Genomic DNA, 17,567 nt, shown 5'->3' on the forward strand with positions numbered 1-17,567 from the left:
ATGAAGCGCCTCGCCGTATACTGCGGCTCCGCCACGCCCGCCGACCCCCGCTACATGGACCTTGCCCGCGATGTCGGCACCGCGCTGGCCCGGCAGGGCATCGGCGTCGTCTATGGCGGAGGCCGCCTCGGCCTCATGGGAGCCATCGCCGGCGCCGCGCTCCAGGCGGGCGGCGAGGTGATCGGCGTCATTCCCGAGGCGCTGGTGGGCGGCAACGGGCGCGGCGGCGAAGTGGCGAACTACGAGTGCGAGCTCACGATCGTGGGCACCATGCACGAGCGCAAGGCCGAGTTCACGCGCCTGTCCGACGGCTTCCTCGTGCTGCCCGGCGGCGTCGGCACCATGGACGAGCTGTGGGAAGCGGTCAGCTGGTCGCAGCTGGGCTATCACAACAAGCCGGTGGGCGTGCTCAACGCCTTCGGCTTCTACGACGGCCTGCTGGCCTTTAACCGCCACATGGCCGAAGTCGGCTTCGTGCGACCGGCGCACCAGAACATCCTGCTGTCGGACGCCGAGCTGGACCCGCTGCTCGAGCGCATGCGCGCGCACGAGCCGATCGTGCCGATCGTGAACATGGACCCGACCACCCTGTGACTTCCTCCGGCGGCGCACTGCCGGTCCTCGCGCGCGTTCGATCGCCGGGCACAGGACGCCCGGGCAAGCACGGCTCCGGCGCGGGGGTGGCCCGTGACGTCTGAACGGGCAGCGCTCGTCGCCGCCGCGCACGAATCGATCAGGCGCGGCTCCAAAAGCTTCGCCGCGGCAAGCCGCCTGTTCGACCGCACCACGCGCGAGCGGGTCTGGCTTCTCTACGCCTGGTGCCGCGCGTGCGACGACATCGCCGACGAGCAGGACCACGGCCATGCGGCAAGGACTTCGCCGGCAAGCGCCGCAAGGCTCGATCCCGAGGCGCGCCTTGCCACCATCCGCGCGCTTACCGAACTTGCGATGGCGGGCGAGGAGACCGGCTCTCCCGCCTTCGACGCGCTGGCCCAGCTCATGCGCGAGACACCGGTGACGCGCGCCATGGTCGAGGACGTGCTGGCAGGTTTCGCCCTCGACGCGGCCGACTGGCGCCCCCGCTCCGAAGCGGACATGCTGCGTTACTGCTTCCACGTGGCGGGCGCGGTGGGCGTGATGATGGCCGCCGTCATGGGCGTTCCCGCCGATGACGAGGACACGCTCGACCGGGCATGCGACCTCGGTATCGCCTTCCAGCTCGCCAACATCGTGCGCGACGTGTGGGAGGACGATGCCAACGGCCGCTGCTACCTGCCCGTCGAGTGGCTGGCAGAGGCCGACATTCCGCCCGGCGAAGTCACCAAGCCGCATTACCGGCACGCGCTGGTGCCGCAGGTCGCGCGGGCCTGCGCGCTGGCCCGGCAGTACGAGGCTTCCGCCCGCGTGGGCGCGGCCCGCCTGGCGTTCCGGCAGCGCTGGGCAGTGCTTTCCGCCGCAAGGATCTATGGCGGCATCGCGCGGGAGGTGGAGCGCCTGGGCGCCCATGCCTGGGACCACCGCGTCGTCATCGGCAAGGGCCGCAAGCTCTCCATGGTGGCGACAGCTTTCGTGGAGGCACGCCGCACGCCGCGCGCCGTGTCCCGGCCCGCGCTCTCACGCCGCGAACTCGCGAGCATCGCCAAGCGGCGCTGATTCGCCGCTCAGCCCTCCTCCGGGGCGCGAGTTACGATCCGGAAACACGAGCGGGAGCCATGGTGGACCTCGCGCGTTGGGCCTGAAACCTCAGGAGAATCCCCAATGCTGTACACCATCGCCCTCATCCTCCTCGTCCTCTGGCTGCTGGGCCTCGTGGTCTTCAAGGTGTCGGGCGCGCTGATCCACCTGCTGCTGGTGATCGCGATCGTGGTCGGCCTGGTGCAGCTGTTCCGCGGACGCAGGCTCTAGGGTTTCCCGGCCGTCGGCAAAGGCTCTGGGCGAGGCGTCGCGTCGCTCAGGGCTCCACCGGCTGGTTGCGGTAGTAGCCGGGAGGATTGACGCGGCGGAACAATCGCCCCCGCTCTGAATAGAGCACCAGCACCAGCGCGCTCAGCCCGCATACCACCATGGCCGCCATCACCGGCCGCGCCGTGCCGTCATAGGCCTGGCCGATCAGCGATCCCAGAATTGCCCCGAAGACCATCCGCACGAAGGCCATGACCGAAGCCGCCGCGCCCGCGATCCGCGCGAAAGGCTGGAGGGAGATGGCCTGGAAGTTCGCGCCGATAAAGCTCATCATGCACATGCTCAGCGTCATCAGCGGCAGGAAGGTCCAAAGCCCCTCTCCGCGCATCGCCAGAACGAGATGCACGACCGCAAGGCCGATGTAGATCAGCAGCGCCGCATGCGAGACGCGCCGCGCGCCGAACCGCTCGACGATGCGGGCGTTGGCGAAGTTGGTGCAGGCCATGACCAGCGCCATCCCGCCGAACATCACCGGGAAGAGCGTGCCTGCCCCGAAATGCTCGCCCACCAGCTGCTGCGCGCTGTTGAGGTAGCCGAACAGCGCTCCCTGCACGAAGGCGGCGCCAAGGAAGTATCCCAGCGCGGCGCGCTCGCGAACGGCGAGCGCCATGTTCCCCGCGATCACGCCTAGCCGGATCGGCTGGCGGAATTCGGGATGCAGCGTCTCGGGCAGGCGCAGGTAGGCCCAGACGAAGACGCCGGCCGCAAGCCCACCCATGATCCCGAAGATCCAGCGCCAGTCCGCCACCAGCAGCACCGACTGTCCGACCATCGGCGCGATCATCGGCACCACCATGAACGTCATCGCGATCAGCGACTGGGTGCGGGCCATGCGGTCGCCGTCGAAGCGGTCGCGCAGGATGGTCATGGGCATGACCATCATCGCCGAGGTCACGAGGCCCATCAGGCCGCGAGCGGCAAGGAGCAGCTCGAAACTGTCCGCCACCGCGCAGAGCATCGAGAGCAGCACGTAGACCGCGATGGCGCAAAGCGCCACGGGGCGGCGTCCGAACCTGTCGGCAAGGGCGCCGGGGAACAGCGATCCCAGGCCAGAGCAGATCAGGAACACCCCGATGATCAGCTGGCGCTGGTTCGGGTCGGCCAGGTGCAGGTCCTTGCTGATCGCGCCGAGCGCGGGAAGCATGACATCGATCGCGAGTGCCTGCAGCGCCTGGAACGAGGCCATCATGGCAACGAATTCCAGCTCCCCCATGGGGAACCGGACGGGATTGGCATCGGGGGAATGCATGGCAAGCGCATGCCGCAGTTGCGGGCGCTATGCCAGCCAAAACACGAGAGGAATGGCGCTTTCCTGCCCTTCGCCCCTATATGACCGGTCATGCCTGCCCAGGACGATCATCATGGCGACGATCCCGACGCGGAAGCCGACGGCCTGCGCAAGATCATCCATGTCGACATGGACGCCTTCTACGCCAGCGTCGAGCAGCGCGACGATCCCTCGCTGCGAGGCCTTCCGGTGGCGGTGGGCGGCTCGTCCGGCCGGGGCGTGGTGGCAGCCGCCAGCTACGAGGCGCGGGCTTTCGGCGTGCGCTCGGCCATGCCCTCGGTCCGGGCCGTGCGCATGTGCCCGGACCTGATCTTTCGCAAGCCCCGCTTCGAGGTCTACCGCGAGGTCAGCCAGCAGATCCGCGCGATCTTCCTCGACTACACGCCCCATGTCGAGCCGCTCTCGCTCGACGAGGCCTACCTCGACGTCACCGCCGACCTCAAGGGCATCGGCTCGGCCACCCGCATCGCGCAGGAAATCCGCCGCCGCATCAAGGCCGAAACCCAGCTGACGGCAAGCGCGGGCGTTTCGTACAACAAGTTCATCGCCAAGCTCGCCAGCGACCAGAACAAGCCTGACGGGCTGTGCGTCATCCGCCCGGGCGAAGGGGCCGCCTTCGTCGCCGCCCTGCCGGTCCGCCGCTTCCACGGCGTGGGGCCGCGCGGGGCGGAGAAGATGGCGCGCCTCGGCATTGAGACGGGCGCGGACCTGGCCGGCAAGGACCTGACGTTCCTGCGCGCCAACTTCGGCAGCTTCGCCGAGTACCTCTACCGCGCGGCGCGGGGCGTGGACCTGCGGCAGGTGCGCGCGAACCGGCCGCGCAAGTCGGTCGGCGGCGAGCGCACCTTCTTCGAGAACATCGAGGACCCGGCCGCCCTGCGCGAGACGATGGACCATATCGTCGACGTGGTGTGGGAGCGGATCGAGCGCGCCGGCTCGCGCGGACGAACCGTGACGTTGAAGCTGCGCTATGCCGATTTCCAGACGCTCACGCGCGCGCGCTCGCTCCCCCACTTCGTGGCGGACAAGGCCGAGTTCGCCCGCATCGGCCATGCATTGCTGGAAGAACAGATGCCGCTGCCCCAACCGATCCGGCTCATGGGGCTGACGCTTTCCGCGCTCGAACGCCACGAAGGCGAGGCACGTAAGGGCCCTGCCGACGGACAGCTGTCGCTGCTCTAGCAGCGCGCGCCGGGCACGCAAAATGGCCGCTGGCGAGCGCGGGCCTTACGCCGGGGAGGAAACGCGGGCAAAGGATACCGCAGGGTATCGGGCCGACGTCGGGGACGCCCTGGATTAGGGAGCCGAAGCTCTGCCGCTCCTTGCGAACGGCCGGAAAGCGACATGGCAGTCCGGCTCGACCCTCAGCGGAAGCGGCTCGGAACGCGGTGCGCGGGCTCGCGACAAGGCACCGGTTCCAGGGTCCTTGCGGGAAGCTCCCCCTTCGTGGGGGGCGAGCCGTTTGCGCCGGGACCCCGCCGCCTCTTCCCTTTCGGGAGGACGGCCTGGATGAACCCTTCCGGTCTGGCACAGGTAGGGTTTCATGCCCCCAGCGCCGACCCGATGCCGCTTCGAACCGTGTACCTCGGTGGAAGCGGATGCCGGAGCGTATAACCATTTTGGTTAGTGGTGTCAAGGCTATTGAACCTCCGCGTCCCCGCAGATGCCGTCCCGGTCATCGCTCGAACCGTTATCGGCCCTCGCTGAACGGGGCGGCCGACGCATAGGCGAGGAGCCATGAAGGCAGGCGCTCGCGCTGGCTGCGCGGCAGGTCGGGCGGAAGTTCGCCGGGTGCGAAGAAGCGTGCAGCGTGGATCTCCCGTCCGTCCGGCTGCGGAACCCCGGTGCAGCGCCCGGCGACCACGCGCACGATGTTGACCGCGCCGTGCAGCGTCTCGCTGCGGACCTCAAGCAGCCGCGCGGCCGACAGGCGGCACCCGGTTTCCTCGGCGAGTTCGCGCCCGGCGGCGAGGATCGGGTCCTCGCCCGGCCGCAGCCCGCCGCCCGGTGCCATCCATCTTGGCGTGCCGTAGGAATGGCGCACCAGCAGCACCCTGCCCGTACTGTCGATCGCCAGCACCCGCACGCCGTCGAGCCGGGGCCTGAACAGCCGCCACACCCTTACACGAATGCCGTGCGCCAGTCGGTAGAAGCCGCGGTGCAGCCGCGCGGGAAGGCGGCTCAGCAGAAACAGGTGACCTTGTGCCGCGCGGCGCGAAGGAGGCGCGCCACCGGCAGGTCGTGCTCTGCGCGAAGCGCCGCCTCGAAGATCGCCCGCTTGTCGTCCCCGCGAATGACGAAGACGATCTCGTCGCTGTCGACGAGCGCGGGAATGGTGAGGCTCAGCCTGTCGAACGGCGCCTCGGGGGGCAGCGGGTCGGGGGTCAGGCGGCGAACCGGCAGCGGATCGTCGGCGCGCGGATCGGTGTTGGGGAAAAGCGAGGCCACGTGCCCATCTGCCCCCATGCCGAGCCAGGCGAGAGCGAAGTGCGGCGGCGCGGCGTCTTGCGTCAGCGGGACGATGCGCGCGCCCGCAGGCTCAAGCCGCGCGCGGATCTTGCCGACGTTGCTCGCCGGGTGGTCTTCGGCGACGATCCTGTCGTCCCCCGGCCAGACCGAGACGCGCTGCCATGGCAGGTCTTCCCGGGCAAGCCGGTCGAAGATGGGGAACGGGGTGGAACCGCCGGGAACGGTGACGGCGATACGGTCGCAGACGCCGAGCGCGGCACGCAGCCGCTCGGCGAACCAGGCGGCGATCGCGCCGTCGTCGGCGCCTTCGATCAGTTCGGTGGTAGGCATGGGGAGAGCCTTAGCACTCCCCGGTCCCGCGCGGAACTCCTACCGCCCCACTTCGCCCGCTCCACCTCGCCGGTCGGCCTGCTCAGGCGATGATTTCGCGCAGGAACCACGCCCGCTGCTCGGCCTGGTCGGTCCAGTCGTCGATGACGCCGTCAGTGGCATTGTCACCCGCTTCGCCGGCCAGTTCCTTGGTCGCCTTCAGCGTCTGCACGTAGGCGGTGTTGTCCTCGAAGAGCTGCTTGACCATGGCCGCCGCATCGAGGCTGGTGTCGTCCTGGTCCTGGATCGTTGCCTTGGCGCCGATCGCGCCGATCGAGGTGAGTGTGGTGCCGCCCAGCTTGCGCACGCGCTCGGCGATGAGGTCGGTCAGGCCGAAGATCTCGGTCGCCTGCGCATCGAAGAGCAGGTGCAGGTCGTGGAACTGGGGACCGCGCACGTGCCAGTGGAAGTTCTTGGTCTTCACATAGAGCGCGAAGGTGTCTGCCAGCAGCCCGTTCAGGCTGTCGATCAGCGCGGCCTTCGAATTGTCCTTGGAAGTCATGTCGGATCCCTCTTTCTGCGATGGCTCAAAAATGGTGGGGGTCAAGGTTGGTTGTATGCACTGGTAACGCGGATGAAAAGCTCCGGTTCGATCGCAATTCGCGATCACACTAGCCCGGTTTTCGTCAGGAACAGCATCAGGGCCGCCAGCATGAGCAGAAGCCCCGAGGCCTTGCGGATCCACCGGGCGGCAGGCAGCGCCAGAAGGTCCGGGCGGGCCCACGCGAGGGTGACGAGCACGCCTCCGCCCAGCGCGCCCGCAGCGCCCGCAGGCCACGGCGCTCCCAGTCCGATGCCAAGGCCGAAGACCACGAAGCGCGCCGCATCGATCGCCTGATGGGCCACGAGTACCAGCGCCAGCGCCCCCAGCGAATTGGTCGGTTCGCGTGGGCGGCGGGGGGCAGACAGGACGAGCGACTCCGCCCCCGCCAGCCCCAGCGCGATGGCTGCGAAGATCGCGCGGGCAGGCGGCGGCAGCAGGCTCAGCATGACGTGTGCGGCCCATGCCGCCGCCAGCGCGGTCAGCGCGGCCGACAACACCGCGACGATGAGCACCGCTGGCCGCTGTCCCTGCCGGGCGGCAAGGCCCGCAACGGTCGCCTGATCGCGCGCGCCAAGCCCGGCGAGCAGCACCGCAAGAAGCGTGAGATAGAAGGCGGGCACGCGGCGCGATGCTCAGCGCGCGTGACGGCAGGCGGACCGGCCCGCGGGAGGTGCCGTTCGCGGCGATGGCGCCGCTGAGGGGCCGCGCCGCCGGCCGCACCTGCCCCCGGAGCCGCCGGCTTCCCGCTTGCGCGAGGACGCGGCCGGACCTTCGCCGTTCACCCTTTCTGGCAGGCGATGATGGCGGTGATGACGTTCGCCGTGTCGGCCGGGTCGCGCACGCACACGGTGTCAAGGCCCATGGCCTTGGCCGGGTAGTCGTTGCCGCCCGGGAAGATCGCATCGCCGATGAACAGCATGTCGGCTTCCGCGACGCCGCTGTGCTCGGCCAGGCGGCGCAGGCCCCATGCCTTGTCCACGCCCGGCTGCGTCACATCCACCGAGGTCGCCCCGCCGAGATTGATCGAGACGCCCGGAAGGCGCTTGACGAGGTCCGCCTGGATCACCTTGCGCTTGGCGAAATCGGGATCCCAGTGCTCCTTCGCTTCGAGCGGGGCCTGCTGGCCGAGCGCCGAGAAGGTGATCTGGCTGCCCCGGTCCTCGATCCGCTCGCCCCAGGTTTCCTCCGGCGTGAAGCCGGTGGCGGCAAGCGATGCGTCGAAGGCGTCCAGGATTTCCTTCTTCTGGTCCTCGGTGAAGAGTTCGGCGTAGATGGCGTTCCAGCCGCCGTTGCCATGGCGGTAGAGCTTGGCGCCGCTGGTGGGCATCATCCACAGGCGCGAAACGTCGGCATGGGCCGGCAGGCGGCTGGCCACCTGCTTGTCGAACTGCGGCCAGTCCCCGCCCGAGATCACCGCCACTTGCGCGACGGTGAGCAGCTGCGAAAGAAGCTCGGCCATCTCGTCGGTCAGGGGCTGCTTGCTGAGCGCCAGGGTTCCGTCGAGATCGAACGCCACGATTTTCTTCATTCCATGCCTTTCGCAGTTGTTCCGGCCTGGCAGCCCGCGAGCGCCGACGCGCCGTCCCCGGACGCGCGCGTGCATCCAAAGCCGGTGAGGAGCGATCAGGCAAGTGCCTGAACGACAGAATGCCCCATGATGGGCGCAGTTTCGTTCGCAAGTGCAAACTTGCACCGGAAAGGCGCCTGGACCTTCCGTCGACGCCTCGTGCTGCATTGCCGCATCATGGAAGGGGAACATCGGCCCGCCTTGGCCGTTGGGACCTTTCAGGGCGGGCGGTCTTCGCGCGCCCCGGACCCGGGTTTGCCGGGTCTGCATGCCAGCACTGCCGGGGGCGAGCCGCAAACACGATGACCGATGCCCAAGCCATGCTCTCGCCGACCAAGGCCGCGCTGGATCAAGGCGCGTCTGGGCCGGACGCGGCCACGCCCGGCGACCTGCCGCCGCCGGCGCCGCTGACGTCTGAGGACTGCGCGGTCTTCCTCGACTTCGACGGCACTCTCGTCGAGATTGCTGAGCGTCCCGACGCGGTGGAAGTGGCGCCCGGGCTGGCCGAACTGGTCACCGCTCTCTCCACCCGGCTGGAAGGGCGGCTCGCCATCGTGACTGGCCGCTCCATCGCGGCGCTCCAGGATCTGCTGGGACCGGTGGAGATCGCTCTCGCCGGCTCGCACGGAGGCGAGTTCCGCCCCGGAGCGGGCTGCGCCGTGGAGCCGCTGGCCGAGCCGATCCCGGCCGAGATCATCTCCACTCTCGAGCGGTTTGCAGCGGCCAACGGAGGGCTGCTCGTCGAGCCCAAGCCCTACAGCGTCGCCGTCCACTATCGCCACCATCCCGAGGCGCTGGAAGCGCTGCTCACTTGCGCGCAGGGGCTCGCCTCGGCGCATTCGCTGGCGCTCAAGCACGGCAAGCAGGTGATCGAGCTGGCCATGCCGGGCTCCGACAAGGGTACAGCGGTCGCCCGCTTCATGTCGCTTCCCGCCTTCGCCGGCAGGACACCGCTGTTCCTGGGCGACGATGTGACGGACGAGGACGCGTTTCGTGCCGTGCGCGGTCTGGGCGGTATCGGCGTGCTGGTGGGTGCCATGCGCCCCACTGCCGCCGCCGCCCGCCTCCCCGATGTGACGGCGGTGCACGCATGGCTGAAGGCCGGGCTCAACCCGGAGTTCCAAGGAAAGACGCAATCATGAACGCACCCGATGCCGGCACGCTCGACAACCCCGCCGCCGCCCCGGTGAGCACGCTCGAGCTCTGGCCGATCGGCAACTGTCAGGTCAGCGGCCTCATCGACGAGGCGGGCGCGATCGTGTGGGGCTGCGTGCCGCGCGTCGATGGCGATCCCACCTTCTGCGCCCTCCTGCGCGGCAGCAAGGGACAGGACGCGGGCACCTGGCGCTTCGAACTGGAGCATCAGGTCTCGGCGACGCAGCGCTACTTGCGCAACACCCCGATCCTGGTCACCCGGCTGGAGGATGCGAACGGCGGCGCAGTCGACATCTTCGACTTCGCGCCCCGCTTCGAACGTGGGGGGCGCATGTATCGCCCGGTCGCCTTCGCACGTCTGGTGCGGCCCGTGTCGGGCGCGCCGCGCCTGCGCACCATCCTCACGCCCATGAGCGGCTACGGCGCCAAGCTCGCGCCCATCACGCAGGGCTCCAACCACATCCGCTACCTGGTTGAGCGCAACGCCATGCGCCTGACCACCGACGCTCCGGTCGGCTATGTCCTGGACGAGCGCTGGTTCCGGCTGGAGAAACCGCTGCACTTTTTCCTCGGCCCCGACGAACCCTTTGCCGGCGAGATCGCGCACGATGTGGAGGCCATGTTCCAGAAGACCCGCGACTACTGGCGCACATGGGTTCGCGGGCTCGCCACCCCGCTCGACTGGCAGGACGCGGTGATCCGCGCCGCCATCACGCTCAAGCTGTGCCAGCACGAGGAGACCGGCGCGATCGTCGCGGCGCTCACCACCTCGATACCCGAGGCGCCGGGATCGATGCGAAACTGGGACTATCGGTACTGCTGGATCCGCGACGCCTACTACACGGTGCAGGCGCTCAATCACCTGGGCGCGCTCGACGTGCTGGAGAAGTACCTTGCGTACTTGCGCAACATCGTCGCCGATGCGCCCGAGGGCGTGATCCAACCGCTCTACGCGGTGAGCGGCGCAAAGGAGATCATCGAGTGGGAGGCGCCCGATCTATCGGGCTACCGCGATACCGGGCCCGTCCGCGTCGGCAACGCCGCCTACTACCAGGTGCAGAACGATTGCTACGGCCAGATCGTGCTCCCCTCTATCCAGGCGTTCTGGGACCAGCGCCTGCTGCGCATCGCCACCGAGGATGATTTCCGGGAACTCGAGCAGGTGGGCGAGATGGCGTGGAAGACGCACGACCAGCCCGACGCGGGCCTGTGGGAACTGCGCACCCGAACGGCGGTGCACACGTATTCCAGCGTGATGAGCTGGGCAGCGTGCGACCGCCTTGCCAACGCGGCCGAACACCTCGGCCTTGGCGATCGCGCGGCGCTCTGGCGCGAGCGTGCCGACACGGTGCGCGCCAACATCGACGCCGGGGCCTGGCATGCGGTCGAAGGGCACGACGCGGGCGGGCACTATGCCGCGAGCTTCGGCGGCAGCCAGCTCGACGCCAGCCTGCTCCAGATGGTGGAGCTGCGCTACCTCCCGGCAGACGATCCCCGCTTCAAGGCCACGCTTAAGGCCGTCCAGAAGGCGCTGCGCCGCGGCGAGCACATGCTCCGCTACGACAGCGAGGACGATTTCGGTCTGCCCGAGACGGCTTTCAACATCTGCACCTTCTGGCTGATCGAGGCGCTGCACCGCAGCGGCGAGGACGAGGAGGCGCGCCGCATCTTCGAGGCGATGCTGGCCCATCGCACCAAGTCTGGCCTCCTGTCCGAGGACATGGATTTCGAGACCGGCGAGCTGTGGGGCAATTTCCCGCAGACCTATTCGCTGGTCGGCATCATCAACTGCGCCGGGCAATTGTCCCGGTCCTGGCGGGACTGGCGGTGAACGCGCCGCACCCCGCTCCCCCGGTCGCCGCACACGGCGCCTGAACGGAACGCGCCCCGCAGGCGCGAAAAAGGAAGTGTCATGAGTCGTCTGATCGTCATCTCCAACCGGGTCAGCGTGCCCAAGGCGGCCGGTGCCGCAGGCGCACAGGGCGGACTTGCGGTGGCGCTCAATTCCGCGCTTCGCGAGCATCGCGGCATCTGGTTCGGCTGGTCCGGGCAGGAGACCGCCGAGTTCACCGGCCACCTCGACATGCAGCGCAACGACGACGTCACCACCGCGACGATCGACTTGGAACCGCAGGACATCGACGAATACTACAACGGCTATGCCAACCGCACGCTCTGGCCGCTGTTCCACTACCGCATCGACCTCACCGAATACGACCGCAACTTCGGCGAGGGCTACGAGCGCGTGAACGAGCGCTTCGCCGATTCGGTGCTGCCGCTGATCGAGCCCGAGGACCTCGTCTGGGTGCACGACTATCACCTCCTTCCGCTCGGCTCGATCCTGCGGGGCAAGGGCGTGAAGAACCGCATGGGCCTGTTCCTGCACACGCCGTGGCCGCCCACTCGCCTGCTCGCCTCGCTCCCGTTCCACGAGCGGCTGGTCGCCTCGATGCTGGAGTACGACGTGATCGGCTTCCAGACGACCGAGTGGCTGGAAAGCTTCATGCACTACGTGCAGAAGGAGATGGGGCTGAAGGTCAATCTCGACAATTCGATCGACTACAAGGGCCGCCGCGTCGTGGCGCGCGCCTTCCCGATCGGGATCGACTATGCCGAGTTCACCCAGGCCGCTGCCAGCGACGAAGCAGGCGCCGCCTACAAGGCGCTCAAGTCCAGCGTGCGCGGGCGCAAGATCCTGATCGGCGTAGACCGGCTGGACTACTCCAAGGGGCTGGGCGAGCGCTTCGAGGGCTTCGCGCGGTTCCTGTCCGATCACCCCGATCAGGCGGGCGATGCCGTGCTCCTGCAGATCGCGCCGCCAAGCCGGGGCGATGTCGCCAGCTACCAGCAAATTCGCGAGGACCTCGAGCGCAAGACCGGGCACATCAACGGCGCACATGCCGACGTGAACTTCGTGCCGATCCGATACGTCAACCGCGGCTATCCGCGCGCGCAGCTTGCGGGGTATTACCGCGCCGCCGACATCGGCCTCGTCACTCCGCTGCGCGACGGCATGAACCTCGTTGCGAAGGAATACGTCGCCGCGCAGGACCCCGAGGATCCGGGCGTCCTGATCCTCTCGCAGTTCGCGGGCGCCGCGCTGCAGCTCAAGGATGCGCTGCTGGTGAACCCGCACTCGTCCGAGCATCTCGCCGAGACGATCAAGCGCGCGCTCGACATGCCGTTGGAGGAGCGCAAGCGGCGGCATTCGAAACTTCTTGCCTCCGTGCGCGAGGAAGACGTGATCCACTGGCGCGAGCAGTTCGTGCGCGCGCTGGCGGGGAAGGACCGCAACCGTGACGCCGGCAAGGAAGGCGCAGCCGGCGACTTGTCGCACGATGAGGCCGCCTGAACGCAAGGCGAGGCGCTATCCCTGCGGAAAGTGCAGGTCCTACAAAACTCATCATGTTTCGGACACTCGCCTGCAACCAATCTGACCACTAATACGATTATCGGTTTGGGAGCGGGGCGGCAGCCTCGCCGGCTGCGCGGGAATACTGTCCCGACGCGGCCGACCGAAGACAAGGACAAAGGACGCCGGGCAACCGGACGGCTGAGGCACGCATGACGGCAATTCTCTTCGGCGAGTGCGTGAGCGCCCGCGACACGACGAAAGTTCGCATCCGTGCTCTCGGTAACGAGGGCTGCGACCTCGAGATCGATGCGCCCGCGTGCATGGTCGATGACACCGACGTGACGCTATGGATCGGCGCGGTCGGCCCCTTCCCGGCGACGGTGACGCAGAGCCTTCCCGAACGAAGCGCCAGCCGCCTGGCGGTGCGCTTCAAGGAACCGCTCGACGGGCGTATCCTGCAGCACTTCAGCGCCTGACCGGGTCGGGCGCGCAGCTTCGAAAAGGGTTGCATCCAACTCGGACGCACTGGCCGAAATTGACTTTGACGCACTGCGGCGTTCCCAATATGCCCCTGCCGTGAGCCACCATCGCGGCGATGCCGCATCCGCACGAGGTGACATGACCGTCAAGCAACCCGTCCTCGTCACCGGCGGCGCCGGCTACATCGGCAGCCACGCGGTGCTCGCGCTTAGGGACGCGGGCTGGCCGGTCGCCGTGATCGACAATCTCGTCACAGGGTTTCGCTTCGCGGTTCCCGAAGGCGTTCCCTTCTACGAAGGCGACATCGGTGACGAAGCGCTGCTGGCCCGTATCTTTGCAGAGCAGGGCATGGGCCTGGCTGGCGGCACGGGCGAGGCGCGCGGCGCGATCATGCACTTCGCCGGTTCGGTGGTGGTTCCCGAATCGGTGGAGAACCCGCTGAAGTACTACCGCAACAACACCGCGACGAGCCGCTCGCTGATCGAAGCGGCGGTGACGGCTGGCGTTCCGCACTTCATCTTCAGTTCGACGGCGGCGACTTACGGCATCCCCGAAAGCTCGCCCGTCACCGAAGACAGCCCCAAGTCGCCGATCAACCCTTACGGCATGTCCAAGCTGATGACCGAGACGATGCTGGCCGACGTCGCCCGGGCCCATCCGCTGAACTACTGCGCGCTGCGCTATTTCAACGTCGCGGGTGCCGACCCCAAGGGGCGCACCGGGCAATCGACGGCAGGCGCCACCCACCTCATCAAGGTCGCGGTGGAAGCGGCGCTTGGCAAGCGCGGCCACGTGGGCGTGTTCGGAACCGATTTCGCGACGCCCGACGGCACCGGCGTGCGCGACTATATCCATGTCTCGGACCTGGCGGATGCGCATGTCCTGGCGCTGGAAGCCCTGATCGAGCAGCCGCGCCGGTCGCTGACGATGAACTGCGGCTATGGCCGGGGTTTCTCCGTGCTTGAGGTGCTGGATGCGGTCGACAGGATCACCAACCAGCGGATCGAACGCAGGATGGAAGGCCGCCGCGCGGGCGACCCGGATGCGCTGATCTCGGACAACAGCCGGATCAAGGCCACGCTTCCCTGGGTGCCGCGCTATGCGGACCTGCCCACCATCGTCGAACATGCGCTCGCCTGGGAGCGCAAGCTCGACGATATACGCGCTCGCTGATGGCCACCCGGCCCTCTCGACTTCTGGCGTTTTCGCGCCTCAGAACGCCACGCTGAGCGAGGCACGCACCGAAGTGTCGGTGCTGGTGCTTGTGCGTTCCATCCGCGTCGCGATCTTCCACGTGAAGTCGTAGCCGCCGGCAAGCACGCTGGCCTCGCCTACCCATGCTCCCTTCAGGCTGTCTCCGGCGATGGAAAAGGCCTCGCCCGCATCGTAGGTATCGCCGCCGTTGAACCAGGCGGTCGTGCTGCCGAGCTTGCCGGCAAGCACTTCGCGGCGGCCGCCTTCGAACGAGAAGGTCAGCGGGCGCCAGTCGGGAGAGATGGTGCCGAGCGAATAGGATGCGGTGACCGTCGGCGTCGCGGTGAGCGCCTTGCTGGTACGGCTAGCCACCGATAGCGCGGTCGCGTCGCTGTCTGCCGTCTCGTCGTAGCCATCCTCCCTCAGCCACATCTGCTCCAGCTCGAGCCGGGGCTTGAGGCTGAAGCGGCGCGACATGTCGAGGCGGTACGATGCCCCGGCAAGTCCGGAGAACAGCCAGCCCTTCCAGCTCCCATCGGCGTCATAGGTGAAGTCGGTGTCGCTGATGGTGCCCGTGTAGGTACGCACCGAGTCGATGGACACCCGCGATCCTCCAATGCGCGCCCACGCCGTGAACGGCCCCTGTCCCGTGCGCCAGAACAGGCCGAGGTCATGCTGGCCGATGTCCAGGTCGCCGCTGCCCCCGTTATCCTTCACGCTGCCCTTGAGCCACGCGTACGAGACGCCGAAGTAGCCAAGGTCTGTCCGCTTCTCGAGCCCGCCGGAAAGGCCCCAGCCGCTTGCCTTGTAGGAGGCGGTGCCGGTAGCTTCCTTGCTGGCGCGCCAGTAGATGGGTTCAAGCCATCCGCCCACGTCCGATATGTCGAACATCGAGGTTTCGTCGCTGATGTGCCGCGCGGCCAGGCGATCGGCCATCGTCACGGCCTTGAACACGCCGCCCGCGTGGTCGGGCAGGAGCGAGCCCACCTGTTCGCGCAAGGTGGCCGTATCCTCTACCTCCAGCAGGCTGGCGGTCATGTAGTCGTCGTTCTGCGACGTCGCGTAGACGGCGTCCCATGCCGCGGCCTGTGCCTTAGTGAGGCCGAGTTCGCCTGTCGTCTTGCGCGCGAGGGTCAGGTAGATGTTGCGCTCGTCGCTGCTGACCGAGCCGTTGTAGATGAACGGCGTGTCCACCGACGGGGTGAGCGAGCCCGCAATCTCCAGGTTGTCCGAAGTGAGGACGGTATAGGTGCCTTCGGCCGTGGCCAGGCTGTTGACCGTTGCGCTGACGCTGGAGCCGTCCTCCAGCGTGGCGCTGTCCACCAGGAAGGTCGAACTCTCGTCACCATCCACGTAGACGCCGATGGTCCCGGCGGACGCGACATGCAGGCTGCCGAAGCTGACAGTGGTCGCCTCGTCCGGGATCAGGGTGCCGCCGTTGACGGAGACCGCCACGTTTGCCGCGTCGGTGAACTGGCCCGAGTAGACGGCGCTGTCGTTCAGCGTGACGGTTCCCCCCGCCCCTCCGAAGTCCATCGTGCCCGAGAACACCGATTCGCCGGACAGGCTTGCCGTCGCAAGGCCGGTGCCGAACTGGATGTCGCCGACGTAAGTCGCATCGTCCGTGAGCGTCAGGGTGTCGTCGCCCGCGCCGAACACGGTATCGCCCGTGATCGAGCCGGTGGACGAGGTGATCGTATCGTTGCCCGATCCCAGCAGGATGTCGCCGGTGATGCTGGCGTAGATTGTGGGATCATCCTCGTCGTTGTCTTCCTCGTAGTCGGCGCGGGTCTCGGCGTCGTCGTCGTTGAGGTACTGGACGATGCTCACTCCGGAAGTGTTGGCCGACAGGTCGAACGCGGTGCGGCTGTCGGTGCTCGAACCGCCTGCGGTGATGTAGCCGGTGTTCACGAGCGAGGTCAGCGTACCCGAGAGATCCTGGACGCCCACCGTCACGCCCTCGCCGGGGGAGGTCAGCGATGCAGTGATCGCGCCCGAGTTGTAGAGGCTGGCGACCGTACTGCCCTCGCCGATCAGCAGCGCCGTCGCGGCAGTGTCGTAGGACGTGGCCGAGAGATTGCCATAGATGCCGATCCCCTGCGTCAAGGTCACGTTCCCGCCCTGCCCGCCGACGACCACTCCGTAGGCGGCAGTGTTGCTGTAGTAGGAGTTGGCGGTGACGGTGCCGTCGATCGCAAGCGAGTAGGTACCTACATTGCCTGTGACCGCCCCGACGGTGATGTCGCTTGCGCCGCCGACCTGTATGGCGGGACCGTTGCCATAAGTCGTGATGACGCCCGTGCCCTCGTCGGCGTCGTTTACGCCATCGCCGTCGATGTCATCGGAATCCGAACCGTCGTCGGCGGGCGGCGCGGCGACGTATATCCCACCCGCGACATTTCCGGTGATCGACACTGCCGCCGTCCCGGTGCGCAGTGCCGCGCGGGAGAGAAGCACCGTGTCGCCGTCGTCGGTGGCATAGGAATAGCCCTTGGTCACGGCGCCCTGGATCGTAACGCCGCCGGTCACGTCGCCTGCGATGTCGACCGCGCTGGCGCCCGAGCCAACCACCGAGACCGATCCCTCGAGCGTCACGTCCCCATCCACGTCCTGCGTCGAGATCCCCCGGGCATTGTCGCCGATCACGCGGATCGTGCCCGTGCTGGTGACGGAACCCGTCCACGCGCCGTCCAGCAGGATGCCGGCCGAGTCCTGACCTTCGACGGTGATCGCACCTTCGTTGAGGATCGTGCCCGAGGCAGCGCCCGTGACGTGGATGCCCGCCCGACCGGTGGCGGAGGCGATGCCGTCGGTGACGATGCCGTCGCTGTCGTCATCGTCGACGACATAGTCCTCGAGCACGGTGATCGTCGCATCCTCGCCGACGCCGATGGCCGTATCGGTGCCCGCTGCCACGCTGATCGCCGAAGCCCCGGCCGCCCCGCTCATCTCGATCGTGCCGTTCATGGCGAGGTCGGCGTCGCTGTCCAGCGTCACGGCGCTGCCGCCTGGAAGCGTGATGGTCCCGTCGGTCCTGACCGTGATGTCCCCTGCGCTCGAAGTGACGAGCGGCGTTGTCGTGTCGGTGGAGACGGTGGTATCGGCAAGCGCCGGGCTGGCGGCAAGGGCAAGGACCAGCGCCCCCAGGCTGGAGGTGGTTTGCAGCGATGGCATGATTGTGCGT

Annotated in this window: 16 protein-coding genes; 9 read left to right on the forward strand and 7 right to left on the reverse strand. The window is 68.0% G+C overall.

Translation table 11 applies throughout. From position 1 onward, the window contains the following. The 3 genes from GR702_RS18575 to GR702_RS18585 all read left to right on the forward strand — a co-directional run bounded on the left by GR702_RS18575 (position 1) and on the right by GR702_RS18585 (position 1,905). A complete protein-coding gene (locus GR702_RS18575; RefSeq protein WP_160987203.1) occupies positions 1 to 594 on the forward strand; it encodes an LOG family protein in 594 nt (197 codons plus the stop codon). Positions 595 to 687: 93 nt separating this feature from the next. Continuing rightward, the gene (locus GR702_RS18580; RefSeq protein ID WP_160987204.1) at positions 688 to 1,653 is read left to right on the forward strand and encodes a squalene/phytoene synthase family protein; all 966 of its coding nucleotides are present in this window, start codon (positions 688 to 690) and stop codon (positions 1,651 to 1,653) included. A gap of 105 nt (positions 1,654 to 1,758) precedes the next feature. Continuing rightward, positions 1,759 to 1,905, forward strand: coding sequence for a lmo0937 family membrane protein (locus tag GR702_RS18585; protein ID WP_160987205.1), 147 nt, complete (start codon positions 1,759 to 1,761; stop codon positions 1,903 to 1,905). A gap of 46 nt (positions 1,906 to 1,951) precedes the next feature. Here the strand turns inward: GR702_RS18585 and GR702_RS18590 are convergent, their stop codons facing one another. Then, entirely contained in the window at positions 1,952 to 3,211 is a 1,260-nt protein-coding gene (locus tag GR702_RS18590) for a multidrug effflux MFS transporter (RefSeq protein ID WP_160987206.1), read from the reverse strand. Positions 3,212 to 3,301: 90 nt separating this feature from the next. Between GR702_RS18590 and dinB the strand changes: the two genes are divergently transcribed. Beyond that, on the forward strand, positions 3,302 to 4,432 hold the full coding sequence (gene dinB, locus GR702_RS18595; protein WP_160987207.1) for a DNA polymerase IV: 1,131 nt from the start codon (positions 3,302 to 3,304) through the stop codon (positions 4,430 to 4,432). Positions 4,433 to 4,940: 508 nt separating this feature from the next. Here dinB and GR702_RS18600 read toward each other — a convergent pair. From GR702_RS18600 to GR702_RS18620, 5 genes are all read right to left on the reverse strand, one after another. Continuing rightward, positions 4,941 to 5,369 (reverse strand): NUDIX domain-containing protein, encoded by a 429-nt coding sequence (locus GR702_RS18600; protein ID WP_337192647.1) that lies wholly within the window; start codon positions 5,367 to 5,369, stop codon positions 4,941 to 4,943. A 62-nt stretch (positions 5,370 to 5,431) separates the two neighbouring features. Further along, a complete protein-coding gene (locus GR702_RS18605; RefSeq protein WP_160987208.1) occupies positions 5,432 to 6,049 on the reverse strand; it encodes a 6-phosphogluconolactonase in 618 nt (205 codons plus the stop codon). A gap of 82 nt (positions 6,050 to 6,131) precedes the next feature. After that, positions 6,132 to 6,590, reverse strand: a complete 459-nt coding sequence (locus GR702_RS18610) for a Dps family protein (protein ID WP_160987209.1) — start codon at positions 6,588 to 6,590, stop codon at positions 6,132 to 6,134. Positions 6,591 to 6,694: 104 nt separating this feature from the next. Beyond that, positions 6,695 to 7,252, reverse strand: a complete 558-nt coding sequence (locus GR702_RS18615; RefSeq protein WP_160987210.1) for a hypothetical protein — start codon at positions 7,250 to 7,252, stop codon at positions 6,695 to 6,697. A gap of 158 nt (positions 7,253 to 7,410) precedes the next feature. Then, a complete protein-coding gene (locus tag GR702_RS18620) occupies positions 7,411 to 8,160 on the reverse strand; it encodes an HAD-IIB family hydrolase (RefSeq protein ID WP_160987211.1) in 750 nt (249 codons plus the stop codon). A 341-nt stretch (positions 8,161 to 8,501) separates the two neighbouring features. Here GR702_RS18620 and otsB point away from each other — a divergent pair, with 341 nt between their 5' ends. The 5 genes from otsB (at position 8,502) to galE (ending at position 14,362) form a co-directional block, all read left to right on the forward strand. Beyond that, entirely contained in the window at positions 8,502 to 9,341 is an 840-nt protein-coding gene (otsB, locus tag GR702_RS18625) for a trehalose-phosphatase (protein WP_237449806.1), read from the forward strand. Beyond that, entirely contained in the window at positions 9,338 to 11,185 is a 1,848-nt protein-coding gene (locus GR702_RS18630; RefSeq protein WP_202408371.1) for a glycoside hydrolase family 15 protein, read from the forward strand. The genes otsB and GR702_RS18630 overlap by 4 nt, the downstream gene beginning before the upstream one ends. A gap of 81 nt (positions 11,186 to 11,266) precedes the next feature. Then, positions 11,267 to 12,706, forward strand: a complete 1,440-nt coding sequence (otsA, locus tag GR702_RS18635; RefSeq protein ID WP_160987212.1) for an alpha,alpha-trehalose-phosphate synthase (UDP-forming) — start codon at positions 11,267 to 11,269, stop codon at positions 12,704 to 12,706. A gap of 212 nt (positions 12,707 to 12,918) precedes the next feature. Then, positions 12,919 to 13,185, forward strand: coding sequence for a hypothetical protein (locus GR702_RS18640; RefSeq protein WP_160987213.1), 267 nt, complete (start codon positions 12,919 to 12,921; stop codon positions 13,183 to 13,185). Positions 13,186 to 13,327: 142 nt separating this feature from the next. Continuing rightward, the gene (gene galE, locus GR702_RS18645; RefSeq protein ID WP_160987214.1) at positions 13,328 to 14,362 is read left to right on the forward strand and encodes a UDP-glucose 4-epimerase GalE; all 1,035 of its coding nucleotides are present in this window, start codon (positions 13,328 to 13,330) and stop codon (positions 14,360 to 14,362) included. A 39-nt stretch (positions 14,363 to 14,401) separates the two neighbouring features. On the opposite strand, the gene GR702_RS18650 is transcribed toward galE, so the two are convergent. Continuing rightward, complete coding sequence (locus GR702_RS18650; RefSeq protein WP_160987215.1) at positions 14,402 to 17,557, reverse strand: autotransporter outer membrane beta-barrel domain-containing protein; 3,156 nt, start codon at positions 17,555 to 17,557, stop codon at positions 14,402 to 14,404. Positions 17,558 to 17,567: the final 10 nt, after the last annotated feature.

Origin of the sequence: Novosphingobium silvae (genome assembly GCF_009856825.1) — a bacterium.
GTDB lineage: Bacteria > Pseudomonadota > Alphaproteobacteria > Sphingomonadales > Sphingomonadaceae > Novosphingobium > Novosphingobium silvae.

Coding starts and splice junctions, on each gene's coding strand:
- GR702_RS18610 (WP_160987209.1), bottom strand. CDS start 6,590: ATGACTTCCAAGGACAATTCGAAGGCCGCGCTGATCGACAGCCTGAAC.
- otsB (WP_237449806.1), top strand. CDS start 8,502: ATGACCGATGCCCAAGCCATGCTCTCGCCGACCAAGGCCGCGCTGGAT.
- GR702_RS18590 (WP_160987206.1), bottom strand. CDS start 3,211: ATGCATTCCCCCGATGCCAATCCCGTCCGGTTCCCCATGGGGGAGCTG.
- GR702_RS18650 (WP_160987215.1), bottom strand. CDS start 17,557: ATGCCATCGCTGCAAACCACCTCCAGCCTGGGGGCGCTGGTCCTTGCC.
- GR702_RS18620 (WP_160987211.1), bottom strand. CDS start 8,160: ATGAAGAAAATCGTGGCGTTCGATCTCGACGGAACCCTGGCGCTCAGC.
- otsA (WP_160987212.1), top strand. CDS start 11,267: ATGAGTCGTCTGATCGTCATCTCCAACCGGGTCAGCGTGCCCAAGGCG.
- GR702_RS18640 (WP_160987213.1), top strand. CDS start 12,919: ATGACGGCAATTCTCTTCGGCGAGTGCGTGAGCGCCCGCGACACGACG.
- GR702_RS18630 (WP_202408371.1), top strand. CDS start 9,338: ATGAACGCACCCGATGCCGGCACGCTCGACAACCCCGCCGCCGCCCCG.
- GR702_RS18605 (WP_160987208.1), bottom strand. CDS start 6,049: ATGCCTACCACCGAACTGATCGAAGGCGCCGACGACGGCGCGATCGCC.
- dinB (WP_160987207.1), top strand. CDS start 3,302: ATGCCTGCCCAGGACGATCATCATGGCGACGATCCCGACGCGGAAGCC.
- galE (WP_160987214.1), top strand. CDS start 13,328: ATGACCGTCAAGCAACCCGTCCTCGTCACCGGCGGCGCCGGCTACATC.
- GR702_RS18575 (WP_160987203.1), top strand. CDS start 1: ATGAAGCGCCTCGCCGTATACTGCGGCTCCGCCACGCCCGCCGACCCC.
- GR702_RS18585 (WP_160987205.1), top strand. CDS start 1,759: ATGCTGTACACCATCGCCCTCATCCTCCTCGTCCTCTGGCTGCTGGGC.